Source organism: Variovorax ureilyticus (assembly GCF_050632185.1).
Lineage (GTDB): Bacteria > Pseudomonadota > Gammaproteobacteria > Burkholderiales > Burkholderiaceae_C > Variovorax > Variovorax ureilyticus_A.
Genome location: NZ_CP192579.1, coordinates 3,762,783 through 3,784,935 on the forward strand (window position 1 = coordinate 3,762,783; position 22,153 = coordinate 3,784,935).

Genomic DNA, 22,153 nt, shown 5'->3' on the forward strand with positions numbered 1-22,153 from the left:
CGCTTTAGATCGTGATGCCGCCATCGGCCGCGTAGGCACTGGCCGGTGACGAACTGCGACTCGTCGCTCGCGAGGAAGACCACCAGCGGCGCGATCTCCTCGGCCTGCGCGAGGCGGCCCATGGGCTGGCGGGCGATGAAGGCCTGGCGCGCAGCGACCGGGTCGGCGTTGGCATTGATGCGTTCGCCGAGCGAGGGTGTGTCGACCGTTCCCGGGCACACCGCATTGCAGCGGATGCCCAGCGCGACATGGTCGGCCGCCACGCTCTTGGTCAGCCCCAGAACGGCCGCCTTGGTCGTGCCATAGACAAAGCGATTGGGCAGGCCCTTGATGCTGGAGCAGACGCTGGCCATGTTGATGATGCTGCCGCGTCCGGCCGCGACCATGCCGGGCAGTGCCGCCTGGATGGTCCACATCTGCGCGCGCACGTTGAGGCGGAACGCGAAGTCGAGGTCGGCGTCGGTGGCCTGCAGCACGGTGCCGTTGTGGACCACGCCGGCGCAATTGAAGAGCACGTCGAGCGTGGGCAGACCGGCGAAGAACGCATCGATGGCCGCCTTGTCGAGCACGTCGAGCTTCGCGGTGCGGATGTTCGCGACGCCGGCGTAACGTTCGAGCAGTTCTTCGTTCACGTCGGTGGCCCAGACCTGGGCGCCTTCGGCAGCGAGTGCGAGTGCGCTGGCGTGGCCGATGCCTTGCCCGGCAGCGGTGACGAGCGCCGTCTTGCCTTGGAGTCTCATGGGGTCTTCCTTGTAGTCAGTGCAGCAGCGTTCAGGGTTTCGCCCGATGGCTGCGAAGCGGTGTGGACGTATTCTGAATTGGCCTGACCACCTGTCCAATTAAGGACAACCCTTAAACTCCGGAACCTCGTGCCGATCCAGACCGTCGAACCCCAACGCCTCTATCGCCAGATCGCCGATCAGCTGCGCTCCCTGATCGCGAAGGGCGAGTTCGCCGTGGGTGCGCGCCTGCCCGCCGAACGCGACCTCGGCCGGGCAGCTCGGGGTCAGCCGGCCCTCGGTGCGCGAGGCACTCATCGCGCTCGAGGTCGAGGGCCTCGTCGAGGTGCGCACCGGCTCGGGCGTGTATGTGCTCGACCGCTCCAGGCGCACGGCGCCACCGGTCGAGCCGATGGGCTGGGGCCCGCTCGAACTGATTCGCGCGCGTCGCGTGGTCGAGGGCGAGACCGCCGCGCTCGCCGCCGCGCTGGGCAAGCGCGCCGACCGCGACGCCATTGGCCGCGCGCTCGAAGAGATGAAGGCACTGGCCGCGCGCGGCGTGATACCGCTTGAAGCCGACCGCGCCTTCCACGTCGCCATCGTGCAGGCCGGCGGCAACGCGGTGCTGACCGAAACCGTGGAGGGCTTCCTCGACTCGCGCCTCGGACCGTTGTTCAAGCGGCTGGGCGGCTATTTCGAGACCGACAAATCGTGGCAGAGCGCGATCGCGGAGCACGAGGCCATCCTCGCGGCGATCGCGGCGCGCGATCCGGACGCGGCGCGCCGCGCGATGCACGAGCACATGGACAAGTCCCACCAGCGATTCAGCGCGAGCTGGCGCAAGGCGAAGTGACCACCCCCGTTGCTTGCTCACTTCGTGTAGCCGACACGCAGCGCTGTGACTGACTCAAAGGCATAGGAATTACTCACATGAACCCGTTCATTCGACTTCATCCCGCCGACGATGTCGTGATCGCACGCGGCCAGTTGCTCGGCGGCACGCCGGTTGAAGGCGTGACTGCCCGCGGGCTGATCCCGCCCGGCCACAAGATCGCGGTGCGCGCGATCGCGCAGGGCGAGCCCGTGCGACGCTACAACCAGATCATCGGCTTCGCGAGCCGGCCGATCGCGCCGGGCGAGCACGTACATACGCACAACCTCGACATGGGGCCGGACAAGGGCCACTTCGAGCGCGACTACGCCTTCGGCGCCGATGTGAAGGCGCCCCCGCGCTCCGCGAAGCAAGCTTCATGGGCATCCGCCGCGCCGACGGCCGCGTGGCGACACGCAACTACATCGGGGTGCTGACCAGCGTGAACTGTTCCGCCACGGCAGCCCGCGCGATCGCGGACCACTTCTCGCGCAAGACCAACCCGGCAGCACTGGCAGCCTTCCCGGACGTCGACGGCGTGGTCGCGCTCACGCACGGCACCGGCTGCGGCATGGACGCCGGCGGGCTCGGCATGCAGATCCTCGAACGCACGCTCACCGGCTACGCGACGCACCCGAACTTCGCGGCGGTGCTCGTCGTCGGCCTCGGCTGCGAGGCGAACCAGATCAACGCCTGGCTCGCGACCGGCAACCTCCAGGAAGGCGAGAACCTGCGCGTCTTCAACATCCAGGACACCGGTGGCACGCGCAAGACGGTCGAGAAGGGCATCGCGCTCATCAACGAGATGCTGCCGCGCGCCAACGCGGTGAAGCGCGAGCCCTGCAGTGCCTCGCACATCACGATCGGACTGCAGTGCGGCGGCTCGGACGGCTATTCGGGCATCAGCGCCAATCCCGCGCTCGGCGCGGCGGTGGATCTTCTGGTGGCGCATGGCGGCACCGCTATCCTCTCCGAAACGCCCGAGGTGTACGGCGCCGAGCACCTTCTCACGCGCCGCGCGGTGCGGCGCGAGGTCGGCGAGAAGCTGGTCGAGCGCATCCGCTGGTGGGAGCACTACACCGCCATCAACGAAGGCGAGATGAACAACAACCCCTCGCCGGGCAACAAGGCCGGCGGGCTGACGACGATCCTCGAGAAGTCGCTCGGCGCGGTCGCCAAGGGCGGCACCAGCAACCTCGAAGCGGTCTACGAATACGCCGAGCCGGTGACCGCGCACGGCTTCGTCTACATGGACACGCCCGGCTACGACCCGGTCAGCGCCACCGGCCGGGTCGCGGGCGGTGCGAACATGATCTGCTTCACCACCGGGCGCGGCTCGGCGTACGGATGCGCGCCCTCGCCTTCGCTGAAGCTCGCGACCAACTCCGCGCTCTGGCAGCGGCAGGAAGAGGACATGGACATCAACTGCGGCGAGATCGTCGAAGGCACGGTGTCGATCCAGGAGATGGGCCAGCGCATCTTCGATCTGGTGCTGGCGACCGCGTCCGGCGAGCAGTCCAAGAGCGAGAAGCACGGCTACGGCCAGAACGAATTCGTGCCGTGGCAAGTCGGCGCGGTGATGTGAGATGCGTGCCCCCGGCTTAGCACGCCGCTGCGCGGCGTGTCATTCGCCACCCCCGAGGGGAGGCGCGGCCGCCTTGGGGCGGCCCGGCGGCGCCGCCACTCCCAGTTGAAAGGTAGTCAATGTCCAGAACCATTCAAGCCTCCACCCTGCGAAAGCACGTCGCAGCCATCGTCCAGGCCGCCGGCAGTTCCCCGGCCGAGGCCGAACAAGTTGCAGCCAACCTCGTGCTGGCCAATCTGAGCGGACACGATTCGCACGGCGTCGGCATGGTGCCGCGTTATGTCGATGCGGTGGCCGAAGGCGGCCTCAAGCCGAATGCAGCGGTGCAGGTCAAGCTCGATGCGGGCGCGATGCTCGCGCTCGATGGACAGCACGGCTACGGGCAGATCGTCGGCGTGCAGGCGATGGAGCTCGGCATCGCGCGCGCGAAGCAGAACGGCAGCTGCATCGTCTCGCTCGCCGAATCGCACCATCTGGGGCGCATCGGGCATTTCGCGGAGATGGCGACGGCGCAAGGGCTGGTGTCGATGCACTTCGTCAACGTGCTGTCGCGGCCGGTGGTCGCGCCATGGGGCGGCGGTGACGGCCGCTTCGGCACCAACCCCTGCTGCATCGGCGTGCCGCTCGCGGGTGCGGCACCTTTCATCCTCGACTTCGCGACCAGCCGCGTGGCGCAGGGCAAGATGCGCGTCGCGCACAACAAGGGCGAACGGGTGCCCGCCGGCTACCTGATCGACGAGCACGGCGCGCCGACGAACGATCCGGGCGTGGTCGTGGTGCCGCAGAGCAATGGACTTTTCGGCGCGCTCATGACTTTCGGCGAGCACAAGGGCTATGGCATGGCAGTGGCCTGCGAGCTGCTCGGCGGGGCGCTGACCGGCGGCGGCACGTGGCACCGCCCCGCCGACACCGCCCGCACGGTGCTCAATGGAATGCTCACGGTACTCATCGATCCCGCGAAGCTCGGCACAGAGGCCACCTTCGAGCACGAGGCCAGGGCCTTCATCGACTGGTTGCGCCAGAGTCCCCCGGGCGCCGGCTTCGATACAGTGCAGATCGCCGGTGAACCCGAGCGCAAAGCGCGCGCCGCGCGCGAGCGGGACGGCATCTGGCTCGACGACGCCACCTGGCGCGAGATCGTCGACGCGGGGAAAAAGGTCGGCATCACCGTCGATTGAACGGTTTCCGGTGCGTTTCAGCGCCCGGCGGCACCGCCGGCGCCCGGTCGATTGTTTCCAATTTGGTGACGCCGCGCTTCCTTTTCCAAGGGTTTTTACTTAGAAAAAGCGCGCAAACTTCATCCCACGGACCAGCCGACAACAGCTGATCTGGACGAACAGGCACTGAGCGCTGTGGCCTCCCGAAGGATGGCGACACACCCCGCGACCGGTTCGGAATCGTCCAAACGCATTGAAGGAAACCAAGACATGAAGACATCGAAGATCATCGCAGCGGCTGCTCTCTCCCTCTTGGCCGTCGCTGGCGCCAACGCCGAAACCTACGACGGCGTGCATCCCCTGACCACGGCCGCGAGCCGTGCCGACGTGCAAGGCAGCGCCGTGGCCGCGGCCCGTGCCGGCAACGCGTATGGCGACGCCGCCAACGCGGGCGTGGAAACCGTCGCATCGACGGCCAATCGCGCCACCGTGCGTGAAGAAGCCGTTGCAGCCGCCCACAACCCGCTGCAAAGCCTCGACCGTCGCGCCTTCTACCGCGACCAGGTGCCCGCGGCGTACAACAAGCCGAAGGTTTCGTTCACCCGCCAAGCCGCCCTCTGATCAGCATCGGGGCACAGACAAGCCGGAATCGCAGCGATGCGACTCCGGCTTTTTTCATGGGCGCTCACCGGGCTTCGCGGCGATCGCCGGCCGCTTCCATCTGCCGGTCCAACTGCGCGCGGACGAAGTCCACATGCTGGCGCAGCGTATAGACCCGGTCCGAGAACTCCAGCGGGAACTTGGTTTCGATGATTTCTTCCTCGATGTGGTCGAGTCGCGACATCGCTTCGTTGCGCTCTGCGGCGTCGAGCTTGCGCGATGCGAGGTCCTGCTCCAGGAACTTCAGCTCGCCGTAGCGCCGATACAACCGGCTGCGGCGTCGCCATCCGATGAGTTCCGGCAGCACGCGCGCCAGCGGCACAAGGATCGCCACCAGCGGAACCAGCAGCAGAAGCAGCCGCTGCACATAGTTGGCGGCCCAGAACGGCAAGTAGCTCTGGAGGAAGGGCCGGCCATGCTTGAAGTACCGATCGGCCTGGTCCGACAAGGGAAAGTCGGTGCCCTGCGAACTCGGGAAATCTTCCGGCCGGTTGATGAGGCTGGGTTGCCGGTGCACCTGCCTGGCGGCTTCCAGCAACAGGTAGGCCAATGCCGGGTGCAATTCGTCGCGCACCACGAGGTTGGCCGTGGTCGCCAGCAGGTCGATGTCCTGCGCGGGCAGGTCGCGCCTCGGATCGACGGAGCCCCGTTTCAGGCTGACCGGCTGGAAGTACGGGTACCGGCGTGCCGGGCCCTCGACGTGGTCGAGCGACGCAAGGCGCACGCTCGAATCGGAAAGGAGCCTCTGCACCGCGGGCGCCTGGGGCGCCGCGATGATGATCGCCGCGTCCACCTCGCCCTTCGCGAGCAGGTCGACGACGGCGAGGCCGCCGGCGCTCACGAAGGTCGTGCCGTCGGACGAACTCTCCTGTCCGTCGGGCACGGTGACGCCGTAGATGCCCAGCAACTGGTGCGCCACCTGATAGTTGCCGCTCCCCGCCACGCCGACCGCAATACGCTTGCCGGCGAGCGCCTCCAGGCCCTTCGATACATCGATCGAGCGGGTGAAGATCCAGACCGGCTCGAAGGCCACGGTCGCGAGCGAGCGCAGCGGCGTCGAATCCGCCGGCGCATCCGGGTCGAGCGCGAGAACGCCCGTCCCGCCCTGCACGAACGCCACCTCGACGGCGCCGTCCTTCAGTCGTTGCAGGTTCTCGACGCCGCCGCTCGAAGGCCGCAGTTCGAGCCGGATGCCCTCGGCCTTCAGAAGCTCCTGATAGCGCAGGCCGAAACGGTGATAGGCGCCGTCGGTGGCGCCCGTACTCATCACGATCGTGCGCGGAGGCAGCGGGCTCACGTAACGCACGACGAGCCAGATCGCCAGGGCGAGAACGGCGACCAATGCAAGCCAGGAGACGAGGCGTCGGCCGGTGGGCAGTGTTGGCATCGCCGGAGTCTTCATGCTTCAACAGGCGCTCGCGTTGGGATTCCCGCATTCTGCCCACGAACTGTTTCAATGTCGTCGCGGTCCTGCCTCGGGGTTGCGCTATGGTTTTCGCGGAGCAACTGCGTTTCAAGGAGGTTCACATGCATCACTTCACCCGGCACGGTTTCGTGCTCGTCCTGCTGGCCACGATGGGATCTGCACACGCCCAAGGTCTGGACGCTCTCAAGGGCCTCGCCGGAGGAGCGAGTCCGGGCGCGGGTTCGATGGCCTCGGGCAGCCTCGGCAACGCCGCGGGCGTGCTGGAGTACTGCCTGAAGAACAACTACCTGAGCGGCGCCGGCGCCTCGTCGGTCAAGGACCAGCTCATGAGCAAGATCCCCGGCGGCAAGCCAGCCTCCGACGCCGGCTACGTCGACGGCTCCAAGGGCATCCTGACGGGCAGCGACGGCAAGAAGATGGACCTGACCGGCGGCGGGCTCAAGGCGGAACTCACCAAGAAGGCCTGCGACTTGGTCCTGAACCAGGCGAAATCGATGATCTGACAAGGCCCCGCCGAAGGCGAGCCCTGCTCTTCGCCTGCACGGCCCTTTCGAAGCGCGCGCCATCGTCCGCGGGTCCGCTTGGCGGAAGCGGCCGCTCGCGCGCCCGACGACGCCAGAAACATTTTGTTTCATGCGTTTGCGCGGGCGATGCAAGCCCCTCACAAAGCACTCAAGCTCCCCGCGCATGCTCGATGGGTTCGCCGCGCCGCGCCCAAGGCGCTCAACATGCCAAAAGCAAGGAGCCAACACAATGATGATTGCGACCACCTCCCATGGATGAAGCGTCCGTCTTGTGGTTGACGGGGCTTTCTGGTGCGGGCAAGTCCACGATTGCGCGCCATCTTCGTGCTTGTTTGGTGGGCCGCGGAGCCGCCGTGGCTGTCTTGGACGGGGACGAAATCCGCCGTGGCCTGAGCCAGGGCCTGGGATTCAGTGATGTCGATCGGCGCGAGAACATCCGCCGAATCGCCGAGATGGCTCGCCTGTTGAGCACTCAAGGCATCGTCGTGATCGTGGCAGCCATCGCTCCCTTGAGCAGGCACAGGGGGTTGGCGCGCAACATCATTGGAGCGCCTTACCGCGAGGTCTATGTCAAGGCCTCGCTATCCGATTGCGAACGTCGCGACGTCAAGGGCCTGTACGCCAGGGCGCGTCGCGGAGAGGTGGTGAAATTCACCGGCGTGACCGACACCTACGAGCCTCCCTTGAATCCCGACCTGCTCGTCGATACGTCCACCCACGGCGTCCACGTGGCGGTGAGCAGCCTGATGGCCTTGCTCGAGAGATGCCAGGCGAAGCAGACGGTGAGGCAACTGGCATGAAGAACCATCTGCTGATTGCCGGCACGGGCCGGGCCGGGACCACATTCCTGGTGGAGTATCTCGCTGCCTGCGGATTGGATACCCAGCTTGCGCGCAAGGGGCGCCACGCCTATGACGACGCCGCCAATGCGGGTCTGGAAGACCTGCTCATTGGCGAACCCGATGCGCCCTATGTGTGCAAGTCGCCATGGCTCTACGAGTTCGTGGAGCGGCTGCTCGCGGATGGCGAGGTGATCATCGATGCGGTCATCGTTCCGATGCGCAGCCTCGTGGAGGCGTCCACCAGCCGGGTCGTCAACGAGATGCGTGCCCGGTACGCAATCACCGCGATGCCGGACGACTGCAAGCAGTGGGCATCCTGGGGCTCGACCCCGGGCGGCGTTGTCTATTCCCTCAACCCGATCGATCAGGCACGCCTTCTCGCGCTCGGCTTCCATGAACTGTTGCATGTCCTCATCCGACGCAACATCCCCGTTGTGCTTCTCGACTTCCCTCGCTTCGTCGAGGACCACGACTACCTTTACGAGTCGCTCGACTCAGTCCTTGGCCACCGGGTCGACCGCGTGTCGGCGCAGCGCGCGCACGAGCGCCTCGCCATGCCGGCGAAGGTCCGCGTCGGCAGAGAACTTGCGGCGAACGGCGACGTCAAAAAGCACCTCGCTCGACCCGACGGACGGGCGCAGCGTGTCGAGTTCCCTTCTCATGGGGCAATGGATCGCATCGCGCTCGTGCGCGAACTGGCAGCGACACGAGTGGCCCTGGACAAGATGAAGGCACGGGTCGCCCATGCCGACGCGATCGAAGCATCGACCTCCTGGCGCATCACGGCCCCCTTGCGAGCGTTGTCCGGCCGACTGAGACGGTGGACGACACGCTGATGCGACTCAGAGCATCAGCGCAACCGCCGCATCCAGGTTCTCGGAGGGCGCGCGCCGGAATCCCGAGCGCGCGAAGCGCTGGAGCCGTCCCACCACGAAGGCGGTGAGCGCGGAGGCCCGCACCTGCGCGTCGACGGTGGGCGTCGCCAAGCCCTCGCCCGACGCGGCATCGCGCAGGGTCTGGCGGAGGGTGGCCTCGATCTTGTCGAAGAACTGGTTCATGCGGTTCTGCAAGCGCTCGTTCTCGAAGACCAGCGCATCGCCGACCATCACGCGGGTCATGCCGGGGTTCTTCTCGGCGAACTGCACCACCATCGCGACGATGCGCGCGGCCTGATCGCGGCCCGGGCCTTCGCGTTCGACGATCTGGTTGACCAGGGTGAACACGCTCTGCTCGATGAAGTCGATCAGCCCTTCGAACATCTGCGCCTTGCTCGCAAAGTGCCGGTAAAGCGCGGCCTCGCTGACTTCGAGTCGCGCGGCCAGCGCCGCGGTGGTCACACGTTCGGCACCCGGCTGTTCGAGCATGGACGCCAACGCCTGGAGAATCTGCACGCGCCGTTCTCCCGGCTTGGGCCGCTTTCGCATCGGTGCGGCTACCGGGTCTGAAGTGGTGGGGGCGCCAACGGCGCTGGGCTCGTCGTTCTGCATGGGCACGCGCAAAATGTAAAAAAATGATTCTCGCACAGGGCTGTTAGCGGCTGCCAACCGGACAAGCCCTGCTTGTCGCGCAGAATCGACACATCTGTTCAACCGCCTGGATCGAATTCGATGAGTGCAACCATTCTTGTCACCGGCGGCGCCGGCTTTATCGGCAGCCATACCTGCGTCGCCCTGGCCCAGGCGGGCTATACGCCGCTGATCCTGGACAACCTCGTCAACAGCGATGCGCGGGTGCTCGACCGGCTGGAACAGATCATCGGCGAGAAGCCGCAGTTCATCGAAGGCGACGTCCGCGACCGGGCGCTGCTGGACAAGTTGTTTCGCGACCACGCGATCGGCGGCGCGATCCACTTCGCGGGGCTGAAGGCGGTGGGCGACTCCGTGGCCGACCCGATCACTTATTACGACAACAACGTCAACGGCACCCTGGTGCTGGCGGCGGCGATGCAGGCCGCCGGTGTGAGCACGCTGATCTTCTCGTCCTCGGCAACCGTCTACGGCGACCCCGAGCGTTCGCCGATTGCCGAGAACGCGGCGCTGCGCCCGGCCAATCCATACGGCTGGTCGAAGCTGATGGTCGAGCAGGCCTTGTCCGACCTGCAGCATGCTCGCCCCGAGTGGCGGATTGCGCTGCTGCGCTATTTCAACCCGGTCGGCGCCCACGAAAGCGGCCTGATCGGGGAGCATCCGCAGGGCAAGCCCAACAACCTGATGCCCTTCGTGTGCCAGGTCGCCGTCGGATTGCGGGAAAAGCTTGCGGTGCACGGCGGCGACTACCCCACCGCCGATGGCACAGGCGTGCGCGACTACGTCCACGTGATGGACCTCGCCGAGGGCCATGTCGCCGCACTGCGGCATGCGCAAAAGCAGCCTGGCCTGCTCAAGGTCAACCTCGGCACCGGCGAGGGCGCATCGGTCCTCGATGTGGTGAAGGCGTTCGAACGTGCCAGCGGCCGGCCGCTGAACTACGAAATCGGGCCCCGCCGGCCTGGCGATGTTCCGGCTTATTGGGCCGACCCGTCACTGGCTCAGAGCGTACTCGGCTGGCACGCCCGCCGCGGCCTGGACCAGATGTGCACCGACAGTTGGCGCTGGCAGCAAGCCAACCCCAACGGCTACGAAAACGGCTGACCAGGGGCAAGCGAAGCGAAGCCCGTTCCAGAAACACCGCGGATCCGGCTTTGCCGGTCCGCCGGTGTTGCCCCCGGCAGGGGGTGCCCGAGCCACACGAAGTGGGCGAGGCTGGGGGCGAGCCTATCTCGCCCGGATCATCGTGCCGAACGCCTGCTCGGTCAGGATTTCGAGCAGCATCGCGTGTGGCACGCGGCCGTCGATGATGTGCACCGCGTTCACGCCGCTCTTGGCCGCATCGAGCGCACCTTCGATCTTCGGCAGCATGCCGCCGGAAATCGTGCCGTCGGCGAAGAGCTCGTCGATCTCGCGCGCGCTCAGGTCGGTCAGGAGCTTGCCGTTCTTGTCGAGCACGCCCGGCGTGTTGGTGAGCATCATCAGCTTCTCGGCCTTGAGCACCGTGGCCAGCTTGCCGGCGACGACGTCGGCGTTGATGTTGTAGCTCTCGTTTTGCTCGCCAAAGCCGATCGGGCTCACGACCGGGATGAAGGCGTCGTCCTGCAGGGCCTTGACCACGCTCGGGTCGATCGAAACGATGTCCCCGACCTGCCCCACGTCGTGGTGCACGCTGGGATCGTTCCGGTCGGCCATCTTGAGCTTCTGGGCACGGATCAGGCCGCCGTCGCGGCCGGTCAACCCCACCGCCTTGCCGCCGGCCTGGTTGATGAGGCCCACGATGTCCTGCTGCACCTCGCCGGCCAGCACCCACTCGACGACCTCCATGGTCTCGGAGTCCGTCACGCGCATGCCCTGGATGAAGTGGCCCTTCTTGCCGAGCCGGTTGAGCGCCGCCTCGATCTGCGGTCCGCCGCCATGCACCACCACGGGATTCATGCCCACCAGCTTGAGCAGCACCACGTCCTCCGCGAAGTCGGCCTGCAGTTCGGGATCGGTCATGGCGTTGCCGCCGTACTTGATGACGATGGTCTTGCCGTGGAACTTGCGGATGTACGGCAGCGCCTGGGCCAGGATCTCTGCCTTGTCGCGGGGGGCAATGTTGGGGACGGAATCGGGCATGGTGGGCGGTCGAAAGACGAAGTCCGGATTCGGGAATTGTGACGCGGAACTCAGGGCCGCAGCCAGCGCGGGACCTTGAAGCGCACGATCATGAGGTAAGCGGCCACGTAGGTCGCGATGAACAGGATGCAGAAGGCGACCAGCACCAGGGTGTTGTTCCAGAACAGCACCGCCGGCACCACCGTCAGCGCGGCGAAGATCCACAGGTAGGGCGAGGTCCGGTTGTTGCGCGCGAGCAGCTGACGCGCTTCGTCGTCCGCAAAGGCCACCCGGACGATGCGCCGAAAGATCAGCTGGTGGGAAGTGCAGCGCGTCGGCCATGCCGGGCGACTGGCCGCGCGCGACCTTCCGGTAGATGGAGAACACCGTCTCCCAGACCGGATAGATCAGCAGCAGCATCGGAAACCACGGCGACACGACCCGGTGCCGCTGCACCAGCGTGACCGCCGCGATGGCGATCACCATGCCCCAGACGTAGGCGCCGCCGTCGCCGGCGAAGATCTTTCCGCGCGGGTAGTTCCACATCAGGAAACCCACGGTGGCGCCGACCGGGCAGATCACCATCGCCGCGAGCTGCCGGTCGCCGACTTGCAGCGCCACGTGCGAGATCGCGAGGCACACCAGCACCGCCACGGTGCCGGCAAGCCCGTTGTAGCCGTCGATGATGTTGAAGGCATGCGGAAGGCCGCCGATCGCCAACGCCGCGATCAGCAGCGCCATGTAGGGCATCGCCTGCAGCCAACCGTCGAGGACCGGAAGGCCCGTGCGGTACACGCCGATGTTGAGCACCCAGCACACCACCAGCGCGCAGCCGATCGTGAGGCTGAGCCGGTAACGGACCGACACCTGCTGCGTCACGTCTTCGATGATGCCGCCGAGCACCGCCGGCGAAATGCACACCAGCGTGAGAAGCGACGTCTTCAGCGGCCACGACACATTGAAAGGATCGGAGGGGATCCCGGCGACCAGCCAGGCCACCCCCATCCCCATGAGGATGCCCGCGCCACCGAGGCGCGGCACATGCCCTTTGTGAAAGCGCTGCGGCATGTCGGCGGCGTAGCGCCGCGCGTGCCGGCGCGCGCGGCGCATGAAGATCTGCACGCCCAGGGCGGAGATGAGAAAACTGACGACGATCAATGCAATCATGGGTATGGACGGGGAACCCTAGAATTCCCGGGCGAAATTAGACCATGCCGACGCCCGCCCTCTCCCTGGACAAGCCCATCACCGTATCGATCGTGAGCCACGGTCAGCTGGCGCTGGTGAAGCCGCTGCTGGAGCAGCTCGACCGGTTCAGCCACGGGGTCGTCGAGAAGGTGGTGCTGACGATCAACGTGCCGGAACCCGACGTGCTCGCTGGCGCCACCTGGCACTTTGCGCTGGAGCGGATCGACAACGCGGCGCCAATGGGGTTCGGGGCGAATCACAACCAGGCCTTCGGGCATTGCGACACGCCGTGGTTCCTGGTGCTCAATCCGGACATCCGCTTCGACAGCGACGTGCTCCGGCCGCTGATCGCGCAGGCCGGGCCCCGCGCCGGCCTGCTGACGCCGCGCATCCTCGAGCCCGGCAAGGACGCGCCCGAGCAGCACCGGGCGATCATCACGCCGCGCGAGATCCTCACGCGGAAGCGCCCCGACTACGTCCGGCCGGTCGTGCCGCACTGGATTCCCGGGCTCTTCATGTTGTTTCGCCGCGAGACGTACCGCGAGATCGGCGGCTTCGACGAGCGCTTCTTCATGTACGGCGAGGACTTCGACATCTGCGCCCGCACCCAGCTCGCGGGCTGGAAGCTCCAGGTCGGCGAGGACCTGCTCGCGCGCCACGACGCCCAGCGCGCCAGCCGCACCGACGCGAAGCATCTCTACTGGCACGTGACCAGCCTGCTCAAGGTGTGGAGTTCACGTGCGTTCTGGCGCTTTCGCGCGGCGATGCAAAAGAGTCAAGCTTCGGTGCGGTAGATCCGGCGGAAGCCGCGGAACACCGGCAGCTTGGTCGCGGCACCGACGGCGCGCACCATCCCGGGCGAGCTGTGGGCGAGCAGGAAGCGGGTGATCCGCAGCTTGGTTTTGGCGCGCACACCCACGTAGGGGTTGGCGAGCACCATGTGGACGTAGTCGTCGAGATGCTCGAACATCTCGCCCCGATATTCGTTGTCGAGCTTGATGGCCTGGATCGCGTGGTCCACGAAGAGCTTGCCGAAGCGCGGCATCAGGTAGTCGCGCAGGTAGAAGCGCCCGCGCTTGGGCTCGTCGGGAAAGGTCTCCGCCAGCTTCTTGAAGAAGCGGTAGCGGCTGCGGATCATGCGAATGCCGAACGAGGTGCTCTCGGTGTGGATGCACCAGACCGTCACCGCGCGATCGAGATAGTGGTTGCTGTAGCCCTTGCGGAAGATGCGCAGGAACAGGTCATCGTCCTCGAACCCCATGAACTGCGGATCGAAGCCGCCCACTGCTTCGAAGGCCGCACGGCTCACCAGCGTGGCCGACGGCAGCACGAACATGTCGTAGCGCAGCAGGTCGAAGATGCTCGTCTTCGGGTTGTGCTTCGCGTGCTGCTTGACCAGTTCGGTGCGCACCACGTTGCCGTCGACATCGGCCTCGTACAGGTCCGCATAGACGTACCCGAAGCGCGCGTCGTCCGCCGGAATCGCATTGACCAGGAGCTCGATGTGATTCGGAAGGTAGAAGTCGTCCTGGTCCAGGAAGCAAATGAAATCCGAGGTCGACGCCGCGACGCCGGCATTGCGCGCCGAACCCTGGCCCCCGTTCTCCTTGTCGATGATCCTGAACGGAAAGCGTGCATTCAGCGCGCCCAGGGCTTCGCGCTCCTCGGGCCGCGAACCGTCGTTGACGACGATCACCTCGTCGGCGGGAACCGTCTGGTTGAACACGCTCTTGACCGAGCGCTCGATGAAGTCGGCGCCGTTGTAGAACGGGATGACGACCACGACCGTGGGTCTGGCGTCGCGACGGGTGGCGTTCGTATCGGACATTCCGGGTGCGAGTTGGGTTTTTTCTAGACGGATTCGAAAAGGTCGCGCACGACGCCACGCGTGCCACGGCCGAACTTGTTGTAGCGGCCGGTCATCGCCTCGCGCAGCACGGGCACGCAGCGGGCGAGCCGCGAGGGCAGGAAGCGCCGCCCGGAACCTCTGGTGCTCGAGCTTGTCGCGCAGCTTCTGAATGGTATCCGGCGAGACAAGGTCCCCCATGGACAACAGCCGATCGAGCAGTTGCTCGGCCTTGAGCGCACGCTTGACATGCGTATCGCCGCGCGAAGCCAGCGCCTTGCGCACCTTGCCCATGAAGGAATCGCGGCGCGCGCCAATCTGGTTGCCGCCGTGCTGGCGGTATTCGATGAGCTCCTGCTCCAACACGTCGACGCGGCCGATCGAGGAAGCGACGATCGCCAGCCACTCGTCGTGAATCCACTCCCTCGGGAAAGGCACAGCGTATTCGAGCAGCGACCGGCGGAAGACCGTCGTCGCGCCGGTGACCAGGTTGCGGCGCAGGAAGACGTCGAAGGCCTGCCCCCCATGAATCCAGTCCAATTCGAACTGCTTGACTTCCAGGGCGTGGAAAAGCGATTGACCGAGATCGCGCCGCTCGCCATCGACCAGGCGCGCATCGGAGTGCAGCAGAAGCAGATCGGGGCGGTTTTCGAACTCCGACACCATTCGCGCGAGGCGCTCCGGATGCCAGACGTCGTCCTGGTCGCTCAATGCGACCAGATCGCCGGTGCAGGCACGGACCGCCTGCTCGAAGTTCTTGGTGACCCGCAGGGCGGTGGCGTTGCGGAGGACATGGAAGCGGATCGACAGGCCTGGACGCTCGCGCAGGCAAGCCGCGAACGCCGCCTCAGCCGCTTCGACGCAGCCGTCGGTGGAGGCGTCGTCGGACAGCACGATTTCCGCTGGCGGCAAGGTCTGGAAGCAGATGCTCTGGACCTGCTCGCCGATAAAGCGGACGCCGTTGTAAGTGCAGAGGGCGACAGAGACGGGGAGGGTCATGGCGCTGCGGGTGCCGCCGGGCGAACCGGATCGAGCCCCGTCGATTGAAATGGGTCATTCATCTGTGCTGGTCGGACGGAGGGCATCCGCCCGTTGCACAGCGCGTGATTATCTTCGCAAGGGTGGGGATTGAGTCACGAGAGGGGGCGGCGCGCCATCGGAGGGGACGCACAACGGCCGGTAAAATCGCCGCCTCACAGAGAAAGACCAAAGATGCGACTGCTTTCAGTGGTGCTCGCGGGAGGATCCGGCTCCAAGCTTTGGCCGCTTTCCCGGCAAGCTTTCCCGCCTCCCTTCGTGACGCTCGGCAGATCGACTCTGCTCCAGCAAGCGATCGAACGGGGCCGGGCATGCGGCGCCAGCGACCTCATGATCGTCACCGGCAAGGAGCACCAGTTCCTCGCCGAGGACGTGTTGCTTCAGTTGCCCGAGCGGCCATCTTCGACGCTGCTGCTCGAGTCCGCGAGCCGGGGCACGGGTCCGGCCATCGCGTTGGCGGCCCTGCAGTGCGGCAGACAATTCGGCAGCGAAACGGTGATGCTGATCCTGCCCGCCGACCAGCTGGTACCCGACGCCGAGGGCTTCGCGGCCAGCGCCGTCGAAGCGCTCGAACTTGCGGCCGCAGGTCGTCTGGTGCTCTGGGGCGTCAACCCCACGGGGCCCGACACCCGCTACAGATACATCGAGGTCGAGCGGCGCTCGAGTGAAAGCCAGCCCGCCCGCCGCCTGGTCGAGGCGCTCGAGGCCCAAGCGGCCCAGAGCTTTCTGGCGAGCGATCGCTACTACTGGGACAGCGGGATGCTGTGCGGGACGGCGGAATCGATCGTCTCGGCCTTCGAACGCCATGCCCCCGGCCTGTTGGCCACGGCACGCCAGGTGATCGAGTCGTCGCAGCCCCGCGGTGACAAGGTCTTGCTCGACGCCGAGGCATTTGAGCGCCTGCCGCCGATGGACATCGGGCGCGCGGTCACGACGCTCGCCGACAATCTTCAGGTGATCCCCGCCCGATTCAGTTGGAGCGACGTCGGCAGCTGGCCCTCCGTGGCTCACCCGCAGTCACCGGACGCGGGCGGTAACACCCTGCCGCCCGGCTCGATCGCGCTCGACGCCAGTGACACGCAGGTCCGGGTTGCCAGTCACGGACCCAAGACAGTGGCGCTGCTGGGTGTCCATGACTTGGTGATCGTCGACACGCCAGATGCCCTGCTCGTGGCGCACAAGGACAGCGTGCAACGCGTCGACGAGATCGTTGATGCGCTTGCCGCACGGAAGCACGAGGCAGTGCATCTGCCGGCCGTGGTTCACCGGCCCTGGGGCACTTATGCTTCACTCAAGGAAGAAGATGGGTACAAGGTCAAGCGCATCACGGTCAAACCGGGCCAATCGCTGTCGCTGCAGTACCACCACCAGCGGGCGGAGCACTGGGTAGTCGTTCGAGGCACCGCCATGGTGCAGGTCGGCGACGCGCAGTACAAGACACTGCCCGGGGAATATCGTTACATCCCTCTCAAAGAAAGACATCGATTGACCAACATCGGCAATGATGAACTCGTACTCATCGAAGTTCAGTGTGGCGCCTACCTCGGCGAAGACGACATCGTGCGGCTCGCCGATACCTACGGACGCGCATGAATCAGGCACATTCCAATCTGCATCGCAGCGCCTGGGCGGACTGGTGGGAAGGCACCCGCCGGACCGACATCTGGTGGACGCTCGCCTGGTTCGACATCGTCCTGCGCTATCGCCGTTCCATGCTGGGGCCGCTGTGGCTCACGCTCAGCATGGCCGCCATGATCGGCGGCATGGGGCCGCTCTACAGCTCGCTGTTCGGCACTGAACTCTCCACGTTCTTCCCGCACCTGGCGCTCGGCATCGTCTTCTGGGGATTTTTCTCCAGCATGGTGACCGATTCATGCAACGCATTCATCGGATCTGGCAACTACCTCAAACAGGGCTATTTCCCCATCAGCCTGTTCGTCTGGCGAAGCATGGCGCGCAACCTGATCCAGTTTGCCCATCAGATCGTGCTGTATGTGCCGGTGGCGATCTGGGCAGGCATCTCCTTGTCCTGGTCGGCGCTGCTTTTCATACCGGCCTTCCTCCTCGTTCTGGTCAATGCCCAGGCCGTAGGTATCGCCTTGGGGCTGGTCTGCACCCGCTTTCGCGACGTGACCCAGATCGTTACCAGCGTCATGCAGATGCTGATGTTCCTCACGCCCGTCTTCTGGCTGCCCTCGAGCCTGCCCGGCCGCGCGAAGTACATCCTCTGGAATCCGTTTGCCCAGATGCTGGACCTGTTGCGCACTCCGCTGATGGGCGGCGTGTCCGAAAGCCACAACTGGTGGGGCATCCTGGGCTGGACCGCGGCCACGCTGGTGGTGTCGAGCCTGCTATTCGCGAAGTACCGCCGCCGCGTCGTCTACTGGCTCTAATCAATCATGGCTTTCATTTCGCTCAAGAACGTCTCGGTCAACTTCCCGATCTACGGCGCCGGCGCTGCCTCATTCAAGAAAACCCTCGCCGCGTCGGTCACTGGCGGCCGCTTCGGCAAGGAGACCGGCGTCAATGTCGTCCAGGCCCTGAGCAATATCAACCTGGAGCTCAAAAGCGGCGATCGGTTGGGCCTGATCGGCCACAATGGCGCCGGCAAATCGACGCTGTTGCGCGCGCTCGCAGGGGTCTATGAACCGTCCTCCGGCGAGTTCGTCCGACAAGGCTCCGTGTCCAGCCTCATCGATCCTTCGCTGGGCATCGAGGCTGACGCCACCGGCGTCGAGAACATCATGCTCCGGGGCCTCGTGATGGGCATGAGCAAAAGGCAGATCGATGCGCTCACACCCGAAATCTGCGAGTTCAGCGGGCTGGGTGAGTACGTCAACATGCCGGTACGGACCTATTCCACCGGGATGCTCATGCGACTCGCCTTCTCGATCTCGACCAGCGTCGAAGCCGACATCTTGCTCATGGACGAATGGCTGTCCGTCGGAGATGCGGAGTTCACAGGTAAGGCCGAGCAACGGATGAAGGACGTCGTCGCAAAATCCGGCATCCTGGTGCTGGCGTCGCATTCGCCGGACTTGATCGCCAAGGAGTGCAATCGGGTGATCCATCTGGAGCACGGCCGGATCGTGGAGCGATGACATCGGTGTCTCGTCGGATTCGCGCCCTTGCGCAACAGCGCTGGCGCGGCTTCTCTTACTTCAAAGGAGTCTCATGAAACGGCGTGCGATTGTCACTGGCATCACCGGTCAGGATGGGGCCTATCTGGCCCAACTTCTGCTAACCAAGGGCTACACCGTCTACGGCACCTTCCGAAGGACCAGTTCGGTCAACTTCTGGCGCATCGAGGAACTCGGGATCGAGAATCATCCGGAGTTGAAGCTGACCGAGCACGACATGACCGACCTCGGCAGTTCGCTGTCGCTGATCACGCATGCCGAGCCTGACGAGGTCTACAACTTGGCCGCACAGAGCTTCGTCGGCGTGAGCTTCGATCAACCGACGACCACCGCGCAGATCACCGCGATGGGCGCGCTCAATCTCCTCGAAGCAATCCGTCTGGAAAATCCGAAGATCAGGTTCTACCAAGCCAGCACGTCCGAGATGTTCGGGAAGGTCCAGGCCGTTCCGCAGGTGGAAAGCACCCCCTTCTATCCTCGCAGCCCCTACGGCGTGGCCAAGCTCTATGCGCACTGGATGACCGTGAACTACCGCGAGAGCTATGGCATCTTCGGCAGCAGCGGCATTCTCTTCAACCACGAGAGTCCGCTGCGCGGCCGGGAGTTCGTGACCCGCAAGATCACCGACAGTGTCGCCAAGATCAAGCTCGGAAAACTGGAATCCTTTCAACTAGGCAACCTGGATGCCAGGCGCGACTGGGGCTTCGCCAAAGAGTACGTCGAGGGCATGTGGAAGATGCTCCAGATCGATGAACCCGACACCTTCGTGCTCGCCACCAATCGAACCGAAACGGTCCGCGATTTCGTCCGCATGGCATTCAAGGGCGCAGGCGTCGCCGTCGAGTTCAGGGGCAGCGGTGAGGACGAGACGGCGGTCGACACGGCAACCGGCAAGACCGTGCTCACTATCAACGCCAAGTACTACCGCCCCGCCGAGGTCGATCTCCTGATCGGGAATCCCGTGAAGGCCAAGGAGAAACTCGGCTGGGAGCCGACCACGAAACTGGAGCAGTTGTGCCAGATGATGGTCGAGGCCGATCTGCGGCGGAATGCGCAGGGGTTTTCGTTCTAAGACCCTCGGGTGATTGCTCGCTCTAGCTTGGAAGCCCAAGGGCTTCCAGAATGCGCCGGGTCTGGTTCTGCCAACCAAAATTGAACAGCGCATCCTCCCGCGCCGCCCTTGCCATGTCTTCGTACACATTCAGATTGTCCAAGGCACGGACAATGACTTGAGCCCATTCGTGCGCCTTCGACAGGTAGCCGTTCTCACCGTCGCGAATCGCGCGCCGATACGTATAGCTGGGTGAGGCGATGCTCAGAGTTCCGACGCTTGCGGCCTCGAAGTACTTCAGTTCGGACTTGCAATCGGTGAACGCATTGGACTGCAATGGCATCAGGTTGAATTCGACACTTCCCAGAAGCCGCTGCAGATTGACGTAGTCATGAAAAGGCTGCCTGCTGATGCGATCGGAGAATCCGCGCATTGCGGGCCCATGGTCGATGTAGCCGACCACCATGACCTCGACATCAGGCCGGAGCGCCATGACCTCCGCCAGCGCTGGCTCCACGATCGCGTAGTCGAGCCGATGTGAAGGCGAGCCACTGAAATAGCCGAGGGTCGTCTTCCCGTTGCCCTGGAAGCGCGCCCTCTCCTTTTCTGCGAACACCGCCGCGGCGACTGCAAGTTGCTCTCGGTTCATGAAATTGGGAACAACCGAGACCGGCAGACCTGAATAGTCCGCGAGCTTTTGCGCGAGAAAGTCGTTTGTCGTGATGGCGCCATCGCAGAGCTTCAGCGTCTGCCCCATCCGCGAGATCATCGCGAACCAATCGTCCCAGAGACCTTTCTGCCTGACGTCCAGACCGAGCGTTGCGACAACAAGATGGGCGTAGTCGGTGTTGAACACGAGGTCGTCGATATCGAACAGCACCCGCTTGCGACGGGCCCGAAACTTGGCGACCAGACCACTGACTTGATGACAGTAGCGAGAGCGGCAGATGACCAGCATATCCGCCGCATCGGCAATCTCATCGAATCGATCGGCGTCCGAGAGAAAGAAGTAGCTCGCGGAGACCTTGCCATCGCCCGGCTCATTGAGAACTTGGGCCATGTTGTAGGCCCGATAGCGAAAAGTGCTGTTGTTGGGCTCTTCGTAGAAGTAAGCAACCCTGGTCGAGCGCCGGCACATCATCGAAAGGCGCGCCGAGAGCGGCTGCAGCCAGGGGTCCGCATAAGGAACCGGGGGAGTTCGCAGCGAGAACATCAGTGACCGGACGTCAGGGAATGGAGAACTCGCTCGAACGCCTCGGTCCAGTTCTTGCCCAGGCCATTGGCACTGGCAGTTTCGACGTCGGGTCTCCTCATCCTCGGCAAGCGCGATCCCAGCCTTCATCGACTCGAGCAACGAATCGGAATCGAGATCGGAACAAATGATGTTTTGCGAGTAGGCCGAGAGGTCCTGCTTGATTCCGAACCTGTTGGTGACGACAACCGCGCCGCTCGCTGCCAGATCGAAAGGCGGATAGCTTGGGTGCGGTGTGTACATCAGGCTGAGCGCCAGATCGATTGTCCCCACGAGCTCCGCGTATGCCTTCCAGTCCAGCCCTTCGCAGCGCTTGGGAACGTATCCATCTCCGAAGCTCAGATTGGGGATGCCATTGCCGACGAGAAAGATATCCCAACGATCCAGGTCGAGGACGCCCTCGTCGATTGCGCGCTCGATCACAGCGAGCCCTGGCCCGAAAAGATTGCGCGGATTCTTGGGTCGCGCATAGAAAAAAGGCGGCGCTTGCCGCCGGGCTCGCGCTTGCGCTCATGAAACAGGGTCGCCGGAAATGCCGGTTCGAACCATTGCGCCTGTGTCTTGAAGTGCCCCAGCCCACTGGCGACCATATGTTCGAACAGCATCCGGGTATTCAGGACAAAGCGAATCGATCGGTTGTTCAAAACCTCATCGCAGCGCAGGCGCTCTTCCCCGAAGGGATAGAACATGCGTTCATCTTCTTGAAGCAGATAGATGATCGAGTCGTGAGGCACGCTGGGCAGCGTGGCGGCTGTGCTCCACCATGAAGTGGTAACGAAGAGTTCGCCGGGCACGACGTCCAGCCCCGAGGCGGGGTCCGCATGTGGAGGCGTGAAAGCGAACTGCGTCTCGTGATCGAGCCGGACGCCATAGGCATCGAGAACGAGCGACACGTTCTGCGGCGAAGGCGGCTCCGTGCGTGTGACGATGCGGAGCACGGCCCCCATGCGGTTGGCCAGATGCGCCGCAAGCAGCAGTGCGGTGCCCACCCCTCCAAACAGACTGCTGCTGCCGATGCTGTCCGTCACGATGCTGATCCTTGGGCGCGTCGACGCGGGGACTGCAAAGGTCGGCAAAGGGCGCACCGCCGGAAAGCTCCAGGACGCAAGCTCGCCCACGGTTGCCGGTCGGCCACCGGGACTTCCGGGCGGGAGCTCGTTGAAGACTCGGTGCCCTCTCAAGGCATTGCGGGCCTTTCGCCCAACCAGACGGGTCGCCGCCAACGTGC

At 65.0% G+C, this 22,153-nt stretch carries 17 protein-coding genes and 4 pseudogenes; 13 read left to right on the forward strand and 8 right to left on the reverse strand.

Annotated features, from left to right (window positions below; translation table 11 throughout):
* Nucleotides 1–4: 4 nt before the first annotated feature.
* Nucleotides 5–740, reverse strand: a pseudogene (locus ACQ858_RS18585) (SDR family oxidoreductase).
* Between the two features lie 129 nt (nt 741–869).
* Between ACQ858_RS18585 and ACQ858_RS18590 the strand changes: the two are divergent.
* From ACQ858_RS18590 to ACQ858_RS18605, 4 genes and pseudogenes are all read left to right on the forward strand, one after another.
* Nucleotides 870–1,572: pseudogene (locus tag ACQ858_RS18590) on the forward strand (FadR/GntR family transcriptional regulator).
* Nucleotides 1,573–1,649: 77 nt separating this feature from the next.
* Nucleotides 1,650–3,175, forward strand: a pseudogene (locus ACQ858_RS18595) (UxaA family hydrolase).
* 119 nt (nt 3,176–3,294) lie between these two features.
* The gene (locus tag ACQ858_RS18600; protein ID WP_431274066.1) at nt 3,295–4,353 is read left to right on the forward strand and encodes a malate/lactate/ureidoglycolate dehydrogenase; all 1,059 of its coding nucleotides are present in this window, start codon (nt 3,295–3,297) and stop codon (nt 4,351–4,353) included.
* 249 nt (nt 4,354–4,602) lie between these two features.
* Nucleotides 4,603–4,953 carry an alpha/beta hydrolase gene (locus tag ACQ858_RS18605; protein WP_431274067.1) on the forward strand — a complete coding sequence of 117 codons (351 nt, stop codon included), beginning with the start codon at nt 4,603–4,605 and terminating at the stop codon, nt 4,951–4,953.
* Nucleotides 4,954–5,017: 64 nt separating this feature from the next.
* Here the strand turns inward: ACQ858_RS18605 and ACQ858_RS18610 are convergent, their stop codons facing one another.
* The gene (locus ACQ858_RS18610) at nt 5,018–6,379 is read right to left on the reverse strand and encodes a TAXI family TRAP transporter solute-binding subunit (RefSeq protein WP_431274068.1); all 1,362 of its coding nucleotides are present in this window, start codon (nt 6,377–6,379) and stop codon (nt 5,018–5,020) included.
* 140 nt (nt 6,380–6,519) lie between these two features.
* Here ACQ858_RS18610 and ACQ858_RS18615 point away from each other — a divergent pair, with 140 nt between their 5' ends.
* The 3 genes from ACQ858_RS18615 to ACQ858_RS18625 all read left to right on the forward strand — a co-directional run bounded on the left by ACQ858_RS18615 (nt 6,520) and on the right by ACQ858_RS18625 (nt 8,620).
* Nucleotides 6,520–6,921 carry a DUF2501 domain-containing protein gene (locus ACQ858_RS18615; RefSeq protein ID WP_431274069.1) on the forward strand — a complete coding sequence of 134 codons (402 nt, stop codon included), beginning with the start codon at nt 6,520–6,522 and terminating at the stop codon, nt 6,919–6,921.
* Between the two features lie 272 nt (nt 6,922–7,193).
* Entirely contained in the window at nt 7,194–7,742 is a 549-nt protein-coding gene (cysC, locus tag ACQ858_RS18620) for an adenylyl-sulfate kinase (protein ID WP_431274070.1), read from the forward strand.
* Nucleotides 7,739–8,620, forward strand: coding sequence for a hypothetical protein (locus tag ACQ858_RS18625; RefSeq protein ID WP_431274071.1), 882 nt, complete (start codon nt 7,739–7,741; stop codon nt 8,618–8,620). The genes cysC and ACQ858_RS18625 overlap by 4 nt, the downstream gene beginning before the upstream one ends.
* Nucleotides 8,621–8,626: 6 nt before the next feature.
* On the opposite strand, the gene slmA is transcribed toward ACQ858_RS18625, so the two are convergent.
* Nucleotides 8,627–9,271 (reverse strand): nucleoid occlusion factor SlmA, encoded by a 645-nt coding sequence (gene slmA / locus ACQ858_RS18630; RefSeq protein WP_431274072.1) that lies wholly within the window; start codon nt 9,269–9,271, stop codon nt 8,627–8,629.
* Nucleotides 9,272–9,391: 120 nt separating this feature from the next.
* Here slmA and galE point away from each other — a divergent pair, with 120 nt between their 5' ends.
* Nucleotides 9,392–10,414 (forward strand): UDP-glucose 4-epimerase GalE, encoded by a 1,023-nt coding sequence (gene galE, locus ACQ858_RS18635; RefSeq protein WP_431274073.1) that lies wholly within the window; start codon nt 9,392–9,394, stop codon nt 10,412–10,414.
* A 123-nt stretch (nt 10,415–10,537) separates the two neighbouring features.
* Here the strand turns inward: galE and argB are convergent, their stop codons facing one another.
* Nucleotides 10,538–11,431: an acetylglutamate kinase gene (argB, locus tag ACQ858_RS18640; protein WP_431274074.1), complete on the reverse strand. Its 894-nt coding sequence runs from the start codon at nt 11,429–11,431 to the stop codon at nt 10,538–10,540.
* 50 nt (nt 11,432–11,481) lie between these two features.
* Nucleotides 11,482–12,577: pseudogene (locus tag ACQ858_RS18645) on the reverse strand (glycosyltransferase family 4 protein).
* Nucleotides 12,578–12,621: 44 nt separating this feature from the next.
* Here ACQ858_RS18645 and ACQ858_RS18650 point away from each other — a divergent pair.
* Nucleotides 12,622–13,392 carry a glycosyltransferase family 2 protein gene (locus ACQ858_RS18650; protein ID WP_431274075.1) on the forward strand — a complete coding sequence of 257 codons (771 nt, stop codon included), beginning with the start codon at nt 12,622–12,624 and terminating at the stop codon, nt 13,390–13,392.
* Here ACQ858_RS18650 and ACQ858_RS18655 read toward each other — a convergent pair.
* Entirely contained in the window at nt 13,374–15,443 is a 2,070-nt protein-coding gene (locus ACQ858_RS18655) for a glycosyltransferase (RefSeq protein ID WP_431274076.1), read from the reverse strand. The two genes, ACQ858_RS18650 and ACQ858_RS18655, sit on opposite strands and share 19 nt — an antisense overlap.
* Nucleotides 15,444–15,656: 213 nt before the next feature.
* Between ACQ858_RS18655 and ACQ858_RS18660 the strand changes: the two genes are divergently transcribed.
* The 4 genes from ACQ858_RS18660 to gmd all read left to right on the forward strand — a co-directional run bounded on the left by ACQ858_RS18660 (nt 15,657) and on the right by gmd (nt 19,694).
* Complete coding sequence (locus ACQ858_RS18660; RefSeq protein WP_431274077.1) at nt 15,657–17,075, forward strand: mannose-1-phosphate guanylyltransferase/mannose-6-phosphate isomerase; 1,419 nt, start codon at nt 15,657–15,659, stop codon at nt 17,073–17,075.
* Nucleotides 17,072–17,875: an ABC transporter permease gene (locus ACQ858_RS18665; RefSeq protein WP_431274078.1), complete on the forward strand. Its 804-nt coding sequence runs from the start codon at nt 17,072–17,074 to the stop codon at nt 17,873–17,875. The genes ACQ858_RS18660 and ACQ858_RS18665 overlap by 4 nt, the downstream gene beginning before the upstream one ends.
* A 6-nt stretch (nt 17,876–17,881) precedes the next feature.
* A complete protein-coding gene (locus ACQ858_RS18670; RefSeq protein WP_431274079.1) occupies nt 17,882–18,583 on the forward strand; it encodes an ABC transporter ATP-binding protein in 702 nt (233 codons plus the stop codon).
* A 73-nt stretch (nt 18,584–18,656) separates the two neighbouring features.
* Nucleotides 18,657–19,694, forward strand: a complete 1,038-nt coding sequence (gene gmd / locus ACQ858_RS18675) for a GDP-mannose 4,6-dehydratase (protein WP_431274080.1) — start codon at nt 18,657–18,659, stop codon at nt 19,692–19,694.
* Between the two features lie 22 nt (nt 19,695–19,716).
* Here gmd and ACQ858_RS18680 read toward each other — a convergent pair whose 3' ends face one another.
* Both ACQ858_RS18680 and ACQ858_RS18685 read right to left on the reverse strand, forming a co-directional pair.
* The gene (locus tag ACQ858_RS18680) at nt 19,717–21,348 is read right to left on the reverse strand and encodes a glycosyltransferase (protein WP_431274081.1); all 1,632 of its coding nucleotides are present in this window, start codon (nt 21,346–21,348) and stop codon (nt 19,717–19,719) included.
* Nucleotides 21,345–21,953 (reverse strand): hypothetical protein, encoded by a 609-nt coding sequence (locus ACQ858_RS18685; RefSeq protein WP_431274082.1) that lies wholly within the window; start codon nt 21,951–21,953, stop codon nt 21,345–21,347. Before ACQ858_RS18685 ends, ACQ858_RS18680 begins: the two co-directional genes overlap by 4 nt.
* Nucleotides 21,954–22,153 lie beyond the last annotated feature (200 nt).

Coding starts and splice junctions, on each gene's coding strand:
- ACQ858_RS18650 (WP_431274075.1), top strand. CDS start 12,622: ATGCCGACGCCCGCCCTCTCCCTGGACAAGCCCATCACCGTATCGATC.
- ACQ858_RS18665 (WP_431274078.1), top strand. CDS start 17,072: ATGAATCAGGCACATTCCAATCTGCATCGCAGCGCCTGGGCGGACTGG.
- ACQ858_RS18615 (WP_431274069.1), top strand. CDS start 6,520: ATGCATCACTTCACCCGGCACGGTTTCGTGCTCGTCCTGCTGGCCACG.
- cysC (WP_431274070.1), top strand. CDS start 7,194: ATGGATGAAGCGTCCGTCTTGTGGTTGACGGGGCTTTCTGGTGCGGGC.
- ACQ858_RS18600 (WP_431274066.1), top strand. CDS start 3,295: ATGTCCAGAACCATTCAAGCCTCCACCCTGCGAAAGCACGTCGCAGCC.
- ACQ858_RS18605 (WP_431274067.1), top strand. CDS start 4,603: ATGAAGACATCGAAGATCATCGCAGCGGCTGCTCTCTCCCTCTTGGCC.
- slmA (WP_431274072.1), bottom strand. CDS start 9,271: ATGCAGAACGACGAGCCCAGCGCCGTTGGCGCCCCCACCACTTCAGAC.
- gmd (WP_431274080.1), top strand. CDS start 18,657: ATGAAACGGCGTGCGATTGTCACTGGCATCACCGGTCAGGATGGGGCC.
- ACQ858_RS18655 (WP_431274076.1), bottom strand. CDS start 15,443: ATGACCCTCCCCGTCTCTGTCGCCCTCTGCACTTACAACGGCGTCCGC.
- ACQ858_RS18625 (WP_431274071.1), top strand. CDS start 7,739: ATGAAGAACCATCTGCTGATTGCCGGCACGGGCCGGGCCGGGACCACA.
- ACQ858_RS18610 (WP_431274068.1), bottom strand. CDS start 6,379: ATGCCAACACTGCCCACCGGCCGACGCCTCGTCTCCTGGCTTGCATTG.
- ACQ858_RS18670 (WP_431274079.1), top strand. CDS start 17,882: ATGGCTTTCATTTCGCTCAAGAACGTCTCGGTCAACTTCCCGATCTAC.
- galE (WP_431274073.1), top strand. CDS start 9,392: ATGAGTGCAACCATTCTTGTCACCGGCGGCGCCGGCTTTATCGGCAGC.
- argB (WP_431274074.1), bottom strand. CDS start 11,431: ATGCCCGATTCCGTCCCCAACATTGCCCCCCGCGACAAGGCAGAGATC.
- ACQ858_RS18660 (WP_431274077.1), top strand. CDS start 15,657: ATGCGACTGCTTTCAGTGGTGCTCGCGGGAGGATCCGGCTCCAAGCTT.